This is a genomic window from Amycolatopsis sp. AA4, assembly GCF_002796545.1.
GTDB lineage: Bacteria > Actinomycetota > Actinomycetes > Mycobacteriales > Pseudonocardiaceae > Amycolatopsis.
This window is the reverse complement of the sequence record NZ_CP024894.1, coordinates 8,197,677-8,213,051: the sequence shown is the minus strand read 5'-3', so window position 1 is coordinate 8,213,051 and position 15,375 is coordinate 8,197,677. Positions and strand designations below refer to the sequence as shown.

The 15,375-nt window shown below is 69.3% G+C and carries 16 protein-coding genes; 6 read left to right on the top strand and 10 right to left on the bottom strand.

All coding sequences use genetic code 11. The annotated features are described in order from the left end of the window. Positions 1 to 3: 3 nt before the first annotated feature. Positions 4 to 579 carry a SigE family RNA polymerase sigma factor gene (locus tag CU254_RS38060; protein ID WP_050788522.1) on the bottom strand — a complete coding sequence of 192 codons (576 nt, stop codon included), beginning with the start codon at positions 577 to 579 and terminating at the stop codon, positions 4 to 6. A 195-nt stretch (positions 580 to 774) separates the two neighbouring features. Between CU254_RS38060 and CU254_RS38055 the strand changes: the two genes are divergently transcribed. Beyond that, entirely contained in the window at positions 775 to 1,059 is a 285-nt protein-coding gene (locus CU254_RS38055) for a YciI family protein (RefSeq protein ID WP_009084912.1), read from the top strand. Here CU254_RS38055 and CU254_RS38050 read toward each other — a convergent pair. The 4 genes from CU254_RS38050 to CU254_RS38035 all read right to left on the bottom strand — a co-directional run bounded on the left by CU254_RS38050 (position 1,056) and on the right by CU254_RS38035 (position 5,220). Beyond that, the gene (locus CU254_RS38050; RefSeq protein ID WP_009084910.1) at positions 1,056 to 2,054 is read right to left on the bottom strand and encodes a PDR/VanB family oxidoreductase; all 999 of its coding nucleotides are present in this window, start codon (positions 2,052 to 2,054) and stop codon (positions 1,056 to 1,058) included. The genes CU254_RS38055 and CU254_RS38050 overlap by 4 nt on opposite strands. After that, complete coding sequence (locus tag CU254_RS38045) at positions 2,051 to 2,911, bottom strand: metal-dependent hydrolase (protein ID WP_009084909.1); 861 nt, start codon at positions 2,909 to 2,911, stop codon at positions 2,051 to 2,053. The genes CU254_RS38050 and CU254_RS38045 overlap by 4 nt, the downstream gene beginning before the upstream one ends. Then, positions 2,908 to 4,377 (bottom strand): NAD(P)/FAD-dependent oxidoreductase, encoded by a 1,470-nt coding sequence (locus tag CU254_RS38040; RefSeq protein WP_009084907.1) that lies wholly within the window; start codon positions 4,375 to 4,377, stop codon positions 2,908 to 2,910. The genes CU254_RS38045 and CU254_RS38040 overlap by 4 nt, the downstream gene beginning before the upstream one ends. A 75-nt stretch (positions 4,378 to 4,452) precedes the next feature. Continuing rightward, positions 4,453 to 5,220: a helix-turn-helix transcriptional regulator gene (locus CU254_RS38035; protein ID WP_037716192.1), complete on the bottom strand. Its 768-nt coding sequence runs from the start codon at positions 5,218 to 5,220 to the stop codon at positions 4,453 to 4,455. 114 nt (positions 5,221 to 5,334) lie between these two features. Here CU254_RS38035 and CU254_RS38030 point away from each other — a divergent pair, with 114 nt between their 5' ends. Continuing rightward, positions 5,335 to 6,333, top strand: coding sequence for a zinc-binding dehydrogenase (locus tag CU254_RS38030; RefSeq protein ID WP_234392785.1), 999 nt, complete (start codon positions 5,335 to 5,337; stop codon positions 6,331 to 6,333). Here the strand turns inward: CU254_RS38030 and CU254_RS38025 are convergent. The 3 genes from CU254_RS38025 to CU254_RS38015 all read right to left on the bottom strand — a co-directional run bounded on the left by CU254_RS38025 (position 6,330) and on the right by CU254_RS38015 (position 8,699). After that, on the bottom strand, positions 6,330 to 6,803 hold the full coding sequence (locus CU254_RS38025; protein ID WP_037716190.1) for a pyridoxamine 5'-phosphate oxidase family protein: 474 nt from the start codon (positions 6,801 to 6,803) through the stop codon (positions 6,330 to 6,332). The genes CU254_RS38030 and CU254_RS38025 overlap by 4 nt on opposite strands. 8 nt (positions 6,804 to 6,811) lie before the next feature. Beyond that, complete coding sequence (locus CU254_RS38020) at positions 6,812 to 7,702, bottom strand: SDR family oxidoreductase (RefSeq protein ID WP_009084899.1); 891 nt, start codon at positions 7,700 to 7,702, stop codon at positions 6,812 to 6,814. Between the two features lie 82 nt (positions 7,703 to 7,784). Next, positions 7,785 to 8,699 (bottom strand): aldo/keto reductase, encoded by a 915-nt coding sequence (locus CU254_RS38015; protein WP_009084897.1) that lies wholly within the window; start codon positions 8,697 to 8,699, stop codon positions 7,785 to 7,787. Positions 8,700 to 8,761: 62 nt separating this feature from the next. On the opposite strand from CU254_RS38015, the gene CU254_RS38010 reads away from it, so the two are divergent. From CU254_RS38010 to CU254_RS38000, 3 genes are all read left to right on the top strand, one after another. Continuing rightward, positions 8,762 to 9,583 (top strand): LLM class F420-dependent oxidoreductase, encoded by an 822-nt coding sequence (locus CU254_RS38010; RefSeq protein WP_009084895.1) that lies wholly within the window; start codon positions 8,762 to 8,764, stop codon positions 9,581 to 9,583. 104 nt (positions 9,584 to 9,687) lie between these two features. Further along, positions 9,688 to 10,719, top strand: a complete 1,032-nt coding sequence (gene fbaA / locus CU254_RS38005; protein ID WP_009084893.1) for a class II fructose-bisphosphate aldolase — start codon at positions 9,688 to 9,690, stop codon at positions 10,717 to 10,719. An 87-nt stretch (positions 10,720 to 10,806) separates the two neighbouring features. After that, entirely contained in the window at positions 10,807 to 11,463 is a 657-nt protein-coding gene (locus CU254_RS38000) for an MBL fold metallo-hydrolase (protein WP_009084891.1), read from the top strand. A gap of 18 nt (positions 11,464 to 11,481) precedes the next feature. Here CU254_RS38000 and CU254_RS37995 read toward each other — a convergent pair whose 3' ends face one another. Both CU254_RS37995 and CU254_RS37990 read right to left on the bottom strand, forming a co-directional pair. Further along, on the bottom strand, positions 11,482 to 13,404 hold the full coding sequence (locus CU254_RS37995; protein ID WP_009084889.1) for a UvrD-helicase domain-containing protein: 1,923 nt from the start codon (positions 13,402 to 13,404) through the stop codon (positions 11,482 to 11,484). Positions 13,405 to 13,505: 101 nt separating this feature from the next. Then, entirely contained in the window at positions 13,506 to 14,663 is a 1,158-nt protein-coding gene (locus CU254_RS37990) for a hypothetical protein (RefSeq protein WP_009084888.1), read from the bottom strand. Between the two features lie 234 nt (positions 14,664 to 14,897). On the opposite strand from CU254_RS37990, the gene CU254_RS37985 reads away from it, so the two are divergent. Next, the gene (locus tag CU254_RS37985; protein ID WP_009084886.1) at positions 14,898 to 15,308 is read left to right on the top strand and encodes a DUF3151 domain-containing protein; all 411 of its coding nucleotides are present in this window, start codon (positions 14,898 to 14,900) and stop codon (positions 15,306 to 15,308) included. Positions 15,309 to 15,375: the final 67 nt, after the last annotated feature.

The following is a 15,375-nucleotide window of genomic DNA, read 5'->3' as shown; positions in this document are numbered from 1 at the left end:
AGGTCACTGCGGCGGCTGCATTGCCTTCTGCAACGCCTCCAGCGCCCGGCTGGCGGTTGACTTCACGGTGCCCTTCGAAATGCCCGCGGCTTCCGAAATCTCCGCTTCGCTCAGGCCGCCGTAGTAGCGCAGCACGAGCACCTCGCGCTGGCGCGGCGGAAGCTTCGACAGGGCGCTGACCACGGCCTGGTGCTCGCTGGAGAGCATCGCGAGGCTTTCCGCGGACCGGGCGTTCACCGCGTGCGGGGGCACGTACTCGCGGGCGGTCTTGCGCCGGCGCAGCACGCTGCGCGATCCGTTGACCACCGCGGTGCGCAGGTAGCCGACCGCCGCGGCGGCGTCGCGCAGCCTGCCCCAGTTGCGGTGCAGGCCGGTGAAGGCCTCCTGCACGACGTCCTCGGCCGTGGCCGGTTCGTCGACCAGCAGGATGGCCAGCCGCACGAGCCGCATCCGGTGCTGCCGGTAGAGGTCTTCCAGGGTCAGCGGGGCGGCCGGCGGCTGCGCCGGGACCGGCCCGTCCATGGTCCGCAGGTGGCCGAGGGTCGCCTCGACGCTGCGTTCCGCGTTCCCCTCCAGCATGTATCCCCGCCTGTCCTCGACATGTCCGCTCAGCAGGCCCATTGGCGCGCGATAGGCACAGCGTGCGCACAGGTTCCGCCCGCGCCTAGCCTATCGGGTTGGCCTCCCGCTGCCACCGCTCGCATGGTGCGTCCGCCCGGCGGTCACCGGTAGCGTCTGCGGGGTCACTGTCGTGCTCACCCCGGGAGTAAGCGCATGGCCTGGTACCTCGTCGAAATCCGCTACGTCCAGGAGAAGCTGGCCGACGTCCGGCCGCGGCACCGGGAGTACCTGAAAGAGCACGTCGCCGCGGGCCGGGTCGCGGTCGCCGGGCCGCTCGCCGACAACTCCGGCGGGCTGGTGCTCTGGCAGGCCGAGGACGAGGCGGCGCTGACCGAGCTGATCGACAACGACCCGTACGCGCTCGAGGGCGTCGTGGCCGAGCGCACGGTTCGCGAGTTCAAGCCGGTGCTCGGCGACTGGGTCCCCGCGCAGAACTAGAGCTCCAGGACGGCGGGCCCGCGGTCGACGCAGATCCGCACGCGCCCGCCGTCCTCGGCCGCCACCTCGCAGGTGCCGCAGAAGCCCTGGCGGCACGAGTACGGCACGTCCGGCAGCACCTCGCGCACCAGGTCGAGCGTGGAGCGGTCGGCGGGCACGTCGAGCGTGAGCCCGCTGCGGCGCAGGACCACGCGGAAGGGCTCGCCGTCCACGATGGGCGGCGGCGAGAACCGTTCGAAGTAGACCGCCGCGGCGTCCGTGCGGGCCAGATCGACGCGGACACTGGTGATCATCGGCATCGGGCCGCAGCAGTACACCGAGGCGCCGGCGGGCATTTCCTCCAGCAGTTCCGCGCCGGACGCCGGGATGCCGAACTCCGTGTCCGGCCGGATCCGCACCCGCTCGGCCGGGAGTTCGTCGAGAAACGGCATCGACTCCCGGGAACGGCCGGTGTAGACCAGCCGCCACTCCGCGCCGCTCTCCTCCGCGCGCCGCACCATCGGCAGGATCGGCGTGATCCCGATTCCGCCCGCCACGAAGTGGTACGCGGGCGCGCTGACGAACGGGAAAGCGTTGCGCGGCCCGCGTACTGTCACGCGAGTTCCGGCCGTGAGCGCGTGCACCTCAGCGGACGCGGAACCGATGCGCCGCACGGCAATCCGGTAATGCGACAGGTCGGAAGGCGAGCCGCACAGCGAGTATTGGCGCACCGTTCCGGAAGGCAGCAGCAGGTCGAGATGCGCGCCGGGACGCCAAGCGGGGAGCGGGTTTCCGTCCGGCCGCACGAGCCGGAGACTCACCACGTCGTCGGCTTCGGTGCGCACGGCGTCGACGACCAACGGCAGACGGCGGTCGACCTCCCGCACGGGCGGACGCCGTCGGTCGGAAACCTCGGCCAGCTTGCGATAAGCCGCTCCGACCGCGACCAAAGTGGACATCAGCCGGTCGCGCCTGCCGCTGCCGTCGAGCCGGGGCGGGAACTGCGGTGCGGTCATCGCGGAGCGTCGGCGGCCTGGGCCGCGGGCGAACTCGCCAGGTACGCCACCGCCTGGTCGGTGTTGCCGGTTTCGGTGGGGTGATAGGACTTCCGGAAATACGGCCGGATTTCGCGCAGCAGTTCGCGCGGTCCGGGCAGCAGGCCCTGGCGGGCGGCGCGCCGGTAGGCCCGCCAGCTGGTGCGGCCAGGACGCGTCGGGTCGTTCTTCATCAGGAAACGGGTGCCGCGCAGGAAAATCCACGCCAGCACCGGTGTCACCACGAGCATCGACCGCACCCGCCGACCGTAACGGCCGTCGAGGTGGCAGAACAGGTCGTACGCCACCGACCGGTGCTCGACCTCCTCCGCGCCGTGCCAGCGAAGAAGATCCAGCATCGTCTCGTCGGCCCCGGCGGCGTCGAGTTCCTTCGCGTCGAGGATCCACTGGCCGAGAAACGCCGTGTAGTGCTCGATCGCGGCGATCAGCGCCAGCCGTTCGATCAGCCATTCCCGGCTCGCTCCGGGCCGGTCGCCGAGCAGCCGCCGGAACATCCACTCCATCTGCGCGATGTACGGCCGCACGGAAACCCCGGCGGACTCCAGGTGTTCCGCCGCGCCGTCGTGCGCCACGGCGTGCATCGCCTCCTGGCCGATGAACCCGAGCACGTCCTCCTTGAGCCGCTCGTCGCGGATCAGCGGAACGGCCTGCTTGAACACCTCGACGAACCAGCGTTCGCCCTCGGGCAGCGCCAGGTGCAGCACGTTGATGCTGTGCGTGGCCTGCGGGTGCCCGGGAATCCAGTGCATCGGCAGTTTCGACCAGTCGAACGCCACGTCCCTGGCGTGCAGGACGATCTGCTCGTGGTCGGCACTCATGACCGGCCGCTCAGCTCGTAGTCGCTCGGCTCGACGCGCCGCGTCTCCAGCCAGTACCGCCACGTGAAGCCCGGCCAGATCGTCCGGTTGACGCCCTTCGCGTCGAGGTACCAGCTCTTGCAGCCGCCCTGGGTCCACACGCCCTTGACGAGTTTTTCCTGGATCTGCTGCTGGAATTCGTCCTGGACCGACGGCCGCACGTCCAGTGCCGCCGCGCCGCGGGAATCGGCCAGCCGGATCGCGTCGACCACGTAACGGGACTGCGATTCGATCATGAACACCACGGAGTTGTGGCCGAGCGCGGTGTTCGGGCCGAGCAGGAAGAACAGGTTGGGGAACCCGGACACGGTGATCCCCTTGTGCGTCTGGATCCCTTCGGTGGCCCAGGTTTTCGCGAGATCGCGGCCGCCGACGCCGGTGATGTCGAGGTACTCCAGCGCGTCGGTCACCTTGAAACCGGTGCCGTAGATGATCGCGTCGACCTCGTGCTCGACCCCGGCGGTGTCGACGATGCTGTGCGCGCGGACCTCGGCCACACCGTCGGTGACGACGTCGACGTTCGGCCGGTCCAGCGCGGGGAAGTAGTCATTCGACAGCAGGACGCGTTTGCAGCCCATCGTGTAGTCGGGCGTGACTTTCCGGCGCAGTACGGGGTCTTTGATGCCCTTCGCGATGTGCCGGCGCGCGAGGATTTCCGCGGCCTGCATGAGCTTCGGATGCCCGTTGAAGCCGATCGCGCGGGATTCGAGCATCCAGTACAACGCGTTGCGGTACAGCCGCTGGGTTCCCGGCACGCGCTTGAACAACTGCCTCGCCCAGCCCGGCATCGCGTGGTCCGGCTTCGGCATGATCCACGGCGGCGTGCGCTGGAACAGCGTCAGTTCGCCGACCTCGGGCGCGATCTTGGGCACGAACTGCACCGCACTCGCGCCGGTGCCGATCACCGCGACCCGCTTGCCCGCCAAGTCGAACTCGTGGTTCCACTGCGCCGAATGCCAGGTCTGGCCCTTGAACTTGGAGATCCCGGGCAGTTTCGGGATCTGCGGAATGTGCAGTCCGCCGACGCCGGCGACGAGGAACTGCGCGGAGAACTCGGTGCCGCCCTTGGTTTCCACCGTCCAGCGGCGTTCGCCCTCGTCCCAGTGCGCGCCGGTGATCTCGGTGCCGAACCGGATCTTCTCGCGCAGCCGGTACTTGTCGGCGACGCCCTTGAGGTAGTCGAAGATCTCCGGCTGCGGCGAGAACGACCGGCTCCAGTCCGGGTTCTGCGCGTAGGAGAACGAGTACATGTGCGACTGCACGTCGCACGCGCAGCCCGGGTACGAGTTGTCCCGCCAGGTGCCGCCGACCTCGTCGGCCTTTTCCAGGATCACGTAGTCCCGGATGCCCGCTTTTTCGAGCTGGATCGCCTGGCCGAGCCCGGAAAACCCGGTGCCCACGATCACGACCTTGAACCGCTCGGTCATCTTGTCGGCCTCCGCTGCGCTGGGGGTCTGGCAGCGTTGATGTTACCTCAGGTAACAGTTACTCGAAAGTACTTCCTACTCGTCAGTACCGCTCGGCAGGCGATAGACGACGAGTGTCTGCTCCGGGCGCTCGGCCACGTGGAACGCGGCGTGCGTCGCCGTCACCGCGCCAAGCCTTGGATGCCGAAAGCGCTTCTGACCTGCGTGGCTGAACTGGATTTCGTACTGCGGCCACCACTGTCGGACCTCGGGGCTCGCCTCGGTCAGCTCGGCCACCAGCCGGGTCACGCGAGGGTGGCCGGGATGCCGTCCGGCGATCGCGCGCAGCCGGGCCAGGATGTTGCGCGCCTCCTGCTCCCAGTCGAGGAGGATCTCGCGGGCGGCGGGCTCGGTGAACATCCAGCGGACGACGTTCGCGCCCGGTTCGATGTGCTGGAACAGCTCCGCGGCGGCGTCGTTGCAGGCGAGCAGGTCGTAGCAGATGCCGGTGACGTACGCGGGGTGGTCGCCCAGCATCGCCGGGACGCCCGCGACCTCGGGCGCGGCTTCCTCGGGTGCGTCCTCGGGGGTCGCGCCGCCGTCGGCGAGGCGGCGCAGGTGTTCCTGCTCGGTGCTGGTCAGCCGCAGGGCCCGGGCCAAGGCGTCGAGCACCTGGTCGGACGGGCGGACGTCGCGGCCCTGTTCGAGGTAGGTGAGCCAGGTGGCGCTGATTCCGGCCAGCAGGGCCAGCTCCTCGCGGCGCAACCCGGGCGTGCGACGGCGTCCGGTGACCGGCAGGCCCGCGTCGGCCGGGGAGATTCGCTCGCGGCGGCTGCGGAGGAAGGTGCCCAGTTCGACGCTCACCCTAGAACCTCCAGTACCAGAATAACGCGATTCTGGATACCAGCTTAACGGCGCGCGAGGCTGGGTCCTATGCGAGCTTGGAACGTTGACGCACAAGGCCTGCGTCTCTCTGAAGTGCCGGAACCCGCGCTGCAAGGCGGTGGCGTAGTCGTGGAGGTGCTCGCCGCGCATCTCCCGGCCTACACGAACGCGGTGGTGACCGGCGGTCGCGGCGGACTGCCGGTCCCATTGATCCTCGGCCCGTCGTGCATTGGCCGCGTGACCGCCGTCGCGCCGGACGTCTTCCATGTCGCGCCGGGCGACATCGTGCTGGACACCGCGCTGCTCAACGCGGGCGACGGCGACGAAATCCTGGTCGGCTGGGTCGGCCTCGGCGCCTCCGGCAGCAACGAGCGCACGGACCGCATGCGCGAGGTGTGGCGCGACGGTGCCTTCGCGGAGAAAGCGTTGTGCGCCAAGGAAACGATGGTCATACTGCCTGGAGCGGAGAATTACCCCGACCCGGCGCGGCTGGCGTTCCTGCCATGGCTTTGCGTTGCCGCGGCTGGCCTGCACACCGCGGGTTCGCTGGCTGGCCGCGACGTCGCGGTCATCGGTGCGACCGGTCAGATGGGCGGGGCCGCGGTGCTGCTGGCGCTGGCGGAAGGCGCGGCGACGGTGACGGCGGTGGGGCGCAACAAAGCGGCGCTCGACCGCCTGGCCGAACTTGGCCCGCGCGTGCGTACCCACCAGCTGACCGGCGATCGCGCCACGGATGCGGCGGCGATCGGTCCGGTCGACGTCGCCCTCGACGCGCTCGGTGCCACCCCGACGGCGGACGCGACGATGGCCGCCTACGACAGCCTCCGGGTGGGCGGGACCCTCGTGCTCGTCGGCGGCGTACGCCAGGACTTGACCATCCCGTACGGCGAATTCATGCACCGCCGACTCACCCTGCGCGGCTCGTGGATGAGCGACGACGAGACGGTGCGGACGGTGTGGCACCTCGTCCGCTCGGGGGCGCTGGACCTCTCCGCCGTGGAGCTGCTGAAGGTAGGCCTGGACGATCCGGAATCCGCTCTCGACCTGGCGGAACGCACATCCGGGCTGAGCTTCGTCGCCCTGCTCCCCTAGTAACCGCCGCCGAGTTTCGAGTGGTCCCAGCTCGCGATCTTCGTCGGACGCAGGACGAGCCCGACCCGCTTCGGGGCCTGCCGTTCGATGAAGGTCCGCAGCTCGTCCGGAACCGGCGCACCCGGTTCGGCCCCGGAGTAGCGCATCATCAGCGCGATCCCCATGGCCGTGACCTGCTCGGTGTCCTCGACGAACTCGACGTCCGCCTCGAAGGAGAGCCCGCGCAGCTGGTCGTACGATTCGCCGCTTTCGATCAGCACGGTGGCCTCGGGCAGCCGGCGCAGGTTCTTCGCTTTCTGCGAGGTGCCATACGTCCACGTCGCGACCCCGCCCTCGTGCGGGTAGTACCAGAGGGCGGTGAGGTGCGGCCTGCCGTTCGGGCCGATCGAGGCCACGTTGATGACCTTCTGCTCGGCCAGGTAGGCCTGCACCTCCTCCGGCGTCATCCGGATCTGGTCGCGACGGGACATGGCGCTCCTCAGCTGCGCTTGGTGGCCGCGCGCCCGCCGTGGCCGTTGACCGACGACTCGAACGCGCCGCGTTCCTCGACGTCCTTCAGCGCGGCCCGGTCCGCCGCCGGCACCCGAGTCCGCGCGCCGAGTTCGACGATCGGCGGCAGGAACGAGCGCAGCAGCTTCAGGCCGCCGACCCAGCGTGGCACGTGGATCGTGCGGGCGCGGCGCAGAATCCCGGCCTCGAGGTCGTCGAGCGCGACGTCCAGCGGGTAGGTCTTGCCGAGCAGGCCCGGCATCCCGGCGCGCAGCTTGCCGAACACCGGGTGCGCGTCGGCGCTTTCGACCAGGTCGGTGCGGATCCAGGTGGGGTGCGCGACGCCGACCTTCACGCCGAGGTGCGCGACCTCTGCGCGGAGGCTGTTGCAGAACGCCTCGACGCCCGCCTTCGCGGCTGCGTAGTTCGCCATGCCGGGCGCGTGCGTGATCGCGGCGAGCGAGGAGATGCCGAGCAGGTAACCGCGGCGTTCGATGACGTGCGGCATCGTCACGCGGAACGTGCGCCACACGCCGAGCAGGTCGACCTCGATCACCCGCTCGAACGCGGCGCGGTCCACCGAGCGCACGAACCCGGCGGTCGCGATGCCCGCGTTGGCGATGACGATGTCTATGCCGCCGAATTGCTCGACCACGCCCGCGGTGACGCGCTCGAGGTCGTCCCAGCTGGTCACGTCGGCTTCCCAGGACTTCGCGCTGGGCCCGATCCGCTTGGCGACCGCTTCCTGTTCGTCGGCCTCGAGCCCGACGAGAGCGACCTTGGCGCCGCGCGCGGCGAGCCGCTCGGCCAGGCCGGCTCCGATCCCGCGAGCGGCTCCGGTGATGAGCACGACCTTGCCGTCGACCTGCTTCTGAGCCACGGTGCCCTCCTGAGCCGGTTTTCGCCTGTCCGGAGGGCACCGTACAACAACCTACCCGCAGTAAGCTACTCCTCGGTAAGTATCAGTTCGACGCTTCGCCCAAAGCGGTGAGTTCGGCGTCGGTCAGGTTCAGCTCGACCGAGGCGAGCAGGTCGACCAGCTGTTCCGGGTTGCGCGCGCTGGCGATCGGCGCGGCGACGGTCGGCTGCTGCCGGAGCCACGCGAGCGCCACAGTGGCGACCGAGGCCTGGTGCGCGGCGGCCACCTCGTCCAGCGCGGCGAGCACGCGTTCGCCCCGTGCGTCGAGGTATTCCAGCGCCCGCGGAGCACGCGGCGAGTCGCCCGGCTCGTCCTTCGAACGGTACTTGCCGGTGAGGAATCCCTTGGCCAGTCCGAAATACGGCAACGTCACCAGGTTCTCCCGGGCGACGAGCGGGGCCAGCTCGCGCTCGTAATCCCGTTCGACCAGGTTGTAATGCGGTTGCAGGGCAACGTATCGGGCGAGGCCGTTCTGGTCCGAAATGGACAGTGCGGAGGCGAGCCGGTCCGGTTCGTAGTTGGAGGCCGCGATGTAGCGGACCTTGCCGTCGCGGACGAGCTGGTCGAACGCGCCGAGGGTCTCTTCGAGCGGAGTGTCGAGATCGTCCTTGTGTGCGTAGTACAGGTCGATGTGGTCGGTCTGCAGACGGCGCAACGATTCTTCGACCGCGGCGGCGATGTTCTTCGCGGAGAGGCCGGGCCGCTGGTCCCCCATGCCGACCTTGGTGGCGAGGACGATGTCGTCGCGGCGGCCGCGCTTGGCGAACCAGTTGCCGATGATCGTTTCGGAACCGCCCCCGCCGCCGTAGGTGTTGGCGGTGTCGAGGAAGTTGCCGCCGGCCGCGGTGTACGCGTCGAGAACAGCGAATGACGTGGGTTCGTCCGCAGTGTGGCCGAAGACGTTGCAGCCGAGGTTGAGGCCGTGGATATCCAGTTCCGTGGTGCCGAGCTTCGTCATGCTTTCGAACCTAATCCGGCCGGAGCGGGAGGAAAACCGGGTTCTCGCGCGTTGGGCGGGACATGGCTATCGAACTGGGCAAGCTAGGCGTGTGGCGGATGTCGGCCGCGGTGGACAGCGCGTTCGCCGCCGAGGTGGAGAAACTGGGCTACGGCACCATCTGGCTCGGCGGTTCTCCCGGCGGCGACCTGGCGATCGTCGACGAACTGCTGGCCGCGACCGAGCGGATCAAGATCGCGACCGGGATCGTGAACATCTGGGCCGACGCGCCCGAGAGCATCGCGCGGGCCTTCCACCGGATCGAGCGAAAGCACCCGGGCCGGTTCCTGCTCGGCGTCGGCGCGGGCCACCGCGAGCACACGCAGGAGTACAAGAAGCCGTACGCGGCGCTGGTCGACTACCTGGACGCGCTCGACGCGGCCGGCGTGCCCACGCAGTCGCGCGCGCTGGCCGCGCTCGGCCCGAAGGTGCTCGAACTCGCCCGCGACCGCACCGCGGCCGCCCACCCGTACCTGACCACCCCGGACCACACCCGGGCCGCGCGCGAGATCATCGGCTCCGGTGCGTTGCTCGCGCCCGAGCAGAAGGTCGTCTTCGACACCGATCCGGAGCGGGCGCGCGAGACCGGCCGCAAAACGGTGCAGTTCTATCTCGGCCTGTCCAACTACACCGCGAACCTGCGCAAATACGGCTTCTCCGAGGAGGACATCGCCGGGAAGGGCAGCGACCGGCTGGTCGACGCGCTGGCCGTCCACGGCGACGGAAAAGCGCTGGCCAAGGGCCTGCAGGCGCACCTCGACGCGGGCGCGGACCACGTCAGCGTGCAGTCGCTGGACGAGGATCCGTTCCCTGCCTACCGGGCAATCGCGGCCGAGCTGCTCTGAATCGCTCCAGTCGGTTTCGTCTCGTGTGAGGTAGGGCCGGTCGCCCCGGCCGGTCCACCTCGTACGATGCCGCTGTAGAAGCCAGTCGTCTCGAGGAGGAACCGATGCCCATCGCCACCCCCGAGGTGTACGCGGAGATGCTCGACCGGGCGAAGAAGGACGAATTCGCCTACCCGGCCATCAACGTGACCTCGTCGGAAACCGTGAACGCCGCGATCCGCGGGTTCGCCGAGGCGGAGAGCGACGGGATCATCCAGTTCTCCACCGGCGGCGCGGAGTTCGCGTCCGGGCAGAAGGTGAAGGACATGGTCACCGGCGCGACCGCGCTGGCCGAGTTCGCTCAGGTGGTGGCGGCGAAGTACGACGTCAACGTCGCGCTGCACACCGACCACTGCCCGAAGGACAAGCTGGACGGCTTCGTCCGCCCGCTGATCGAGATCTCCGCCGAACGCGTACGGGGCGGCGGCCTGCCGCTGTTCCAGTCCCACATGTGGGACGGTTCGGCGATCGACCTGGACGAGAACCTGAAGATCGCGCAGGAGCTGCTCGCCAAGGCGGCGGCGGCCAAGATCATCCTCGAGGTCGAGATCGGCGTCGTCGGCGGCGAGGAAGACGGCGTCGCGCACGACATCAACGAGAAGCTGTACACCGCCGAGGGCGACTTCGTGAAGACGGTCGACGCGCTCGGCGCCGGCGAGAAGGGCCGCTACCTGCTGGCCGCGACGTTCGGCAACGTGCACGGCGTGTACAAGCCGGGCAACGTGAAGCTGCGTCCGGACGTGCTCAAGCGCGGCCAGGAAGTGGTGTCGGAGAAGCTCGGCCTGGCAGCCGGCTCGAAGCCCTTCGAACTGGTCTTCCACGGCGGTTCGGGCTCGCTCCCGGAGGAAATCCGCGAGGCGGTGTCGTACGGCGTGGTGAAGATGAACGTGGACACCGACACGCAGTACGCGTTCACCCGTCCGATCGCGGACCACTTCTTCAAGAACTACGACGGCGTGCTGAAGATCGACGGCGAGGTCGGCAACAAGAAGGTCTACGACCCGCGCAGCTACCTCAAGGCCGCGGAGGCCGGCATGGCGGCCCGCGTGGTCGAGGCTACGCAGGCGCTGGGCTCGGCGGGCAAGAAGCTGGGCTGACGGGTTTTCTGGCGGGAGGCCGTCTCGACCTGCTGTCGGGGCGGCCTTTCTGCTTGGTTCTGGAGTCGTAACGAGGGAGGAGCTCCATTGACCTACACCGGAGTGGTGACGACCGGCGGTCCCGCTGACGTGCGGGAGACCAGCGGCCTGACCATCTCGAAAGTCTCCGTCGGCACGATCGACAACAACGCGTACCTGCTGCGCTGCCGTGCCACCGGCGAACAACTGCTGATCGACGCGGCGGCTGATCCGCAGACCCTGCTAGCCCTGATCGGCGACGGTGGTCTCGCTTCGATCGTGACGACGCACCAGCACTGGGACCACTGGATCGCGCTGGAGGAGGTCGTCGAGGCAACCGGCGCCCGTACTTATGCTGGCCGCGACGACATCGCCGGGATCAAGGCCCGCATCGACGTGCCGGTGGACGACGGCGACATCATCCGCGTCGGCGAGGTCGAGTTGACGGCTCGGCATCTGGTCGGTCATTCGCCGGGCAGCATCGCGCTCGTTTATCGCGACCCGGAAGGCATTCCGCACGTCTTCACCGGGGATTCGCTTTTCCCGGGCGGAATCGGGAACACGGAGAAGGACCCGGCTCGCTTCGCGTCGTTGCTGAGGGACGTGGAGGAGAAGATCTTCGGCGAATTGCCCGACGAGACTTGGGTTTACCCCGGCCACGGCAAGGACACGACACTGGGCGCGGAGCGGCCGAGCTTGCCGGAGTGGCGCGAACGCGGCTGGTGACCGGCATCTTCTGTCCAATTAGGACCGAACAGTAGCCCACCAGAGGAAGTCGCGGGCGCGGGTCGCGGCGACAAGCCGTTGCCGGTTCCGCAGCTCGCGTTTTTCTTGTTCGGTCGCAGGGTCTTCCGGCTCCGAGGGCAGGAAGTCCACCACCAGCACCGCGCGGAAATCCAGTCCTTTCGCCTTGTGCACGGTCCCCGCGTACAGCCGGTCGCCGGTTTCGCCGGTGTGTTGTTCGATCGGCTGAGTGGCGACACCGGCCGAGTCCAATAGTTTCCGGCACTTGAAGGCATCCTTGTTGCTGAAGGCGATCAGCGCGCTCTCGCCGTGCGGGACGTCGAGGTCTCGCACCGCGGCGGTCAATGCTTCCGGCAGTTCGGATTCGGTGCCCTCCCAGGACTTCGCGATCCCGCCGTCGTTGACCGCCGCCGCGTCGCGCAGGGCGACTCCGGCCGCTCCGTCGAGGTCGTCTACCTCGTTGAGGGCCGCGATCCGCCGGGCGAAGTCCAGGATTCCGGTGCGGTTGCGGTAGTTGACCTTGAGCACCTCGCCCCGGCCCTGAACGGGGATGCCGGCGTCGGAAAGCCGCCAGCCGCCCGGGTAGACCTGCTGCTGGCCGTCGCCGACGAGCAGCAGCTGGTTCGGTCCGTCTCCGGCCATCCGGAGAAGCAGCCGCAGGCCGGTCAGCGTCATGTCCTGCACCTCGTCGACGACCACGGCGGCGTACGGCTCTTCAAGCGGCCGCTGCTCAAGCTCCTCCAGCGCGCGAGTCAGCAGATCGTCGAAATCGTGCGCGTTCCGCTCCGCGAGATTCTTCTGGTAATCCTGATAAACCTGCCAGACCGTCGCGCGCTGGCGATGGTCGAGGCGTCGCCGCCGCCCGCGCCGGATTACCCGCTGATACTCGTCGAGGGTCTTGATGCCTCGGCCCTTGATCACCCGGTGCACCTCGTCCGCCCAGTAGTTCGGCACGTCGTCCGGCAGCGCGCCGCGGTGCGCTCCCCAGGCGAGATTGAACGAGGTCTCGAAGGAAATGTTCAGGTGGATGTCCCGGCTGGCGAGGAAAGAACTCGCCCACGAGTGCAGGCTGACGAACTGCGCCCGGTCCGCCATCTCCGGGGCCAGCCGGCGAAACGCGGTCTCGCTCACCGGCGGCAGATTCCGCACGAACGTCGTGAACAGCAACGGACCGGTGCTGCGCCGCCCCGCGTGCCGGAGTCGGTGCAGCGCCACCACGGTCTTGCCCGTGCCCGCCGGTCCGCTGATCCGGGCCGGACCGCCGTAATTCCGCGTCGCCAGCGCCGCCTGGTCCGGGTGCAGGAACGTCATCCAGGTGTCGAACGGCCGCTCCACCGCCGCAGCCAGCTCGTTCTCGGCGACGCTTTCCGCGGAGAGCAGCTCGAACGGCTCCGCTTCCGCGGCCGGCACCTCGATTTTCGGCCAGTCGTACCCGTCCAGCACCGGGCGCAGCGCACCGGCGATCCGCGCGGCTTGTTTCGTGGTCAGATGCACGGCGTCGCGCCGGAAAAGCTGATCGAGCCGGGAGGCGGGAAGCGACCAGAACGGCCCGGCATTGCGCGGTCCGGCCGGGGAATTCGGAGCGCCGATCACGACCGGGGTGACCGCGCTCGCGGCGACGCGCCGTTCCCCGGGAAGCGACAACGCGGCGAACCGCTCGTCGACCTGGCGCAGCACCGCCTGCATCGTCCTGGCATCCGGCGCTGGATCAGCGACAACAATCGCGAACACTCCGACCCGGCCGATCAGGTAGGCGTCCGCCGCCGGGGCCGCGCCAGTGTGCACCGCGAGCTGCCAGCCCTCCGCGGTTCGGGCGACCAGTTCGGTGAACACGTTGCGCTGCAAGGAAGTCAGCTGGGGATACCGCTCCGACACCAGGTCTGCGGCAAGCTGCCGCTTTCGGGCGTGCGAACTGAGCGCCACGAAACCCCCTCCCCGAGGTTACTGCTGGTATCCGCAGTATTCCGAAAAGCAATCAGCTCGGGGCGCTCATGATCGCAAATCACTCGAATGGCAGCGCCGCGTCAAGCCGCGACCGCACGCCGAGAAGCCCACTGCTCAGCCCCAGCCCACAATGCGAACACCGCCACCACGGCGACCAAAGCCGTCCAATACGCGACCGGCGGCGCCGATTCCGTCTGCTGTTCCCCGAGCAGCCAAGGCCGCAACTGCGACTGCACCCAGAACGCGCCGTACCCGAGCCCAGTCACCAAAACCGCTCCGGCCAGCGCAGGACGCGGCAGGAGGAAAGCCAGATCCACCGCGATCCCGACGGCCAGCAGATAGAACGGCACCGTCGACACCGGGAAGCCCAGCGCCAGCAGCAGCGGCCACATCACGCAGCGGTACGCGACATACGCGCCGGCCACGGTCAGCGCGGCCCAGCGGCGTCCGACGGTTTTCCGCGCCAGCACGAGGATCAGCGCCGAAACCCCGATGCCCCACAGCGGGTACACCCACTCCGGGATCGGCATCGTGAAGTGCACGACCGCGGCCCGGTCGACCGGGTGGCCGATCTGGTTGGCGGCGAAGGAAAGCAGCGACGGCTCGGCCTCGGGCGTGCCGCGTTCCCAGGCGCGCAGGCCGAGGATCCCGTACTCCTGCTGGCCGTTCGGGAAGAAGGTGTTCTCCAGGAAGAATGCCCACAGCGCGAGCAGCACCCCGGTGCGGAAGCGTCCCGGCGGGGACAGCCGCAGCCAGCCGAGCAGGACGCCCGCCTGCATGATCCCGGTGCCGAGGTACAGCATCATGTGCGACGGGCTCCACGCGGTCAGGTCGAGGCCGTTCACGCGGTGGTTGATGACGTCGAGCGGCGCGGCGACCAGGAACACGATCAGCCCGGCCTGCATGAGCCGCAGCGAGCGCCGGTCGCAGCCGAGGCCGGTGTAGCTGTGGATCGCCACCAGCACGACGATGATCACCGTGCCGACGGTGTTGATCAGGTGCGGCGGGGCGAGGTCGTCGCGCAGCCACTTGAAGTGCCACGACATGTCCCACGACGACCCGAGGAGCTTGAACGCGAACGCGGTCAGCCACATGCCGTAACAGAACCGCAGCACCCACGCCGGAGTCGGCTGCCCCGGTGCGCCGCGGTGCCAGTGCGTCGCGAAGAAAAGCCTGGTCTTGCCCACGGGTCCGCGCGGGACCGCGGGGCCGGCGACGCCTTCAACCGCCTTCGTCATAGGCGCCATCATTCCCTGCCGCAAGAGGACGCGGCGGGAGAAGGGGCAAAAACCGGGGTTCACCCCTACGGGTGGCGGACTTGCCCTGGCACCATCCGGCACGGCAGGGTGTCGGCCCATGATGCCGAAACGAGCTGTCGCCGCCGTGCTGATCGCAGCACTCGTTCTGGCCGGCGGAGGCGTGCTGACCAGCCTGTTCCTCTGACCCGCGAGCATCGTGGGCACAATGGCGGCATGACGCACAACCTGCTGGGCCCCGAGCCCACGCTGCTGCCCGAGCACACCGAAGCGCAGGCCGCGCTCGACTCCGGGACGGACCCGACCTCCGTGGCCGCCGAACACCCCGACTACAGCGAGGCCTGGGCCGCGCTCGCCGAACGCGCGCTCGCCGACGGCGAGACCGTCGCCGCCTACGCCTACGCCCGCACCGGCTACCACCGCGGACTCGACCAGCTCCGCCGCGCCGGCTGGAAGGGCTTCGGCCCGGTGCCGTGGGCGCACCGGCCGAACCAGGGTTTCCTGCGCGCGCTCGCCGCGCTCGGCACCGCCGCGGGCCGCATCGGCGAGTCCGAGGAGTACGAGCGCTGCAAGACGTTCCTCGCCGATTCCGACCCGGCCGCGGCCGAGGCGACCGGTCTGAAGTGACGCGGGCGGCCGGTCGCGCCCTGGCGAAAACCGGGGCGCGACCGGCCGTTTGCCCACCTTCGGGTGA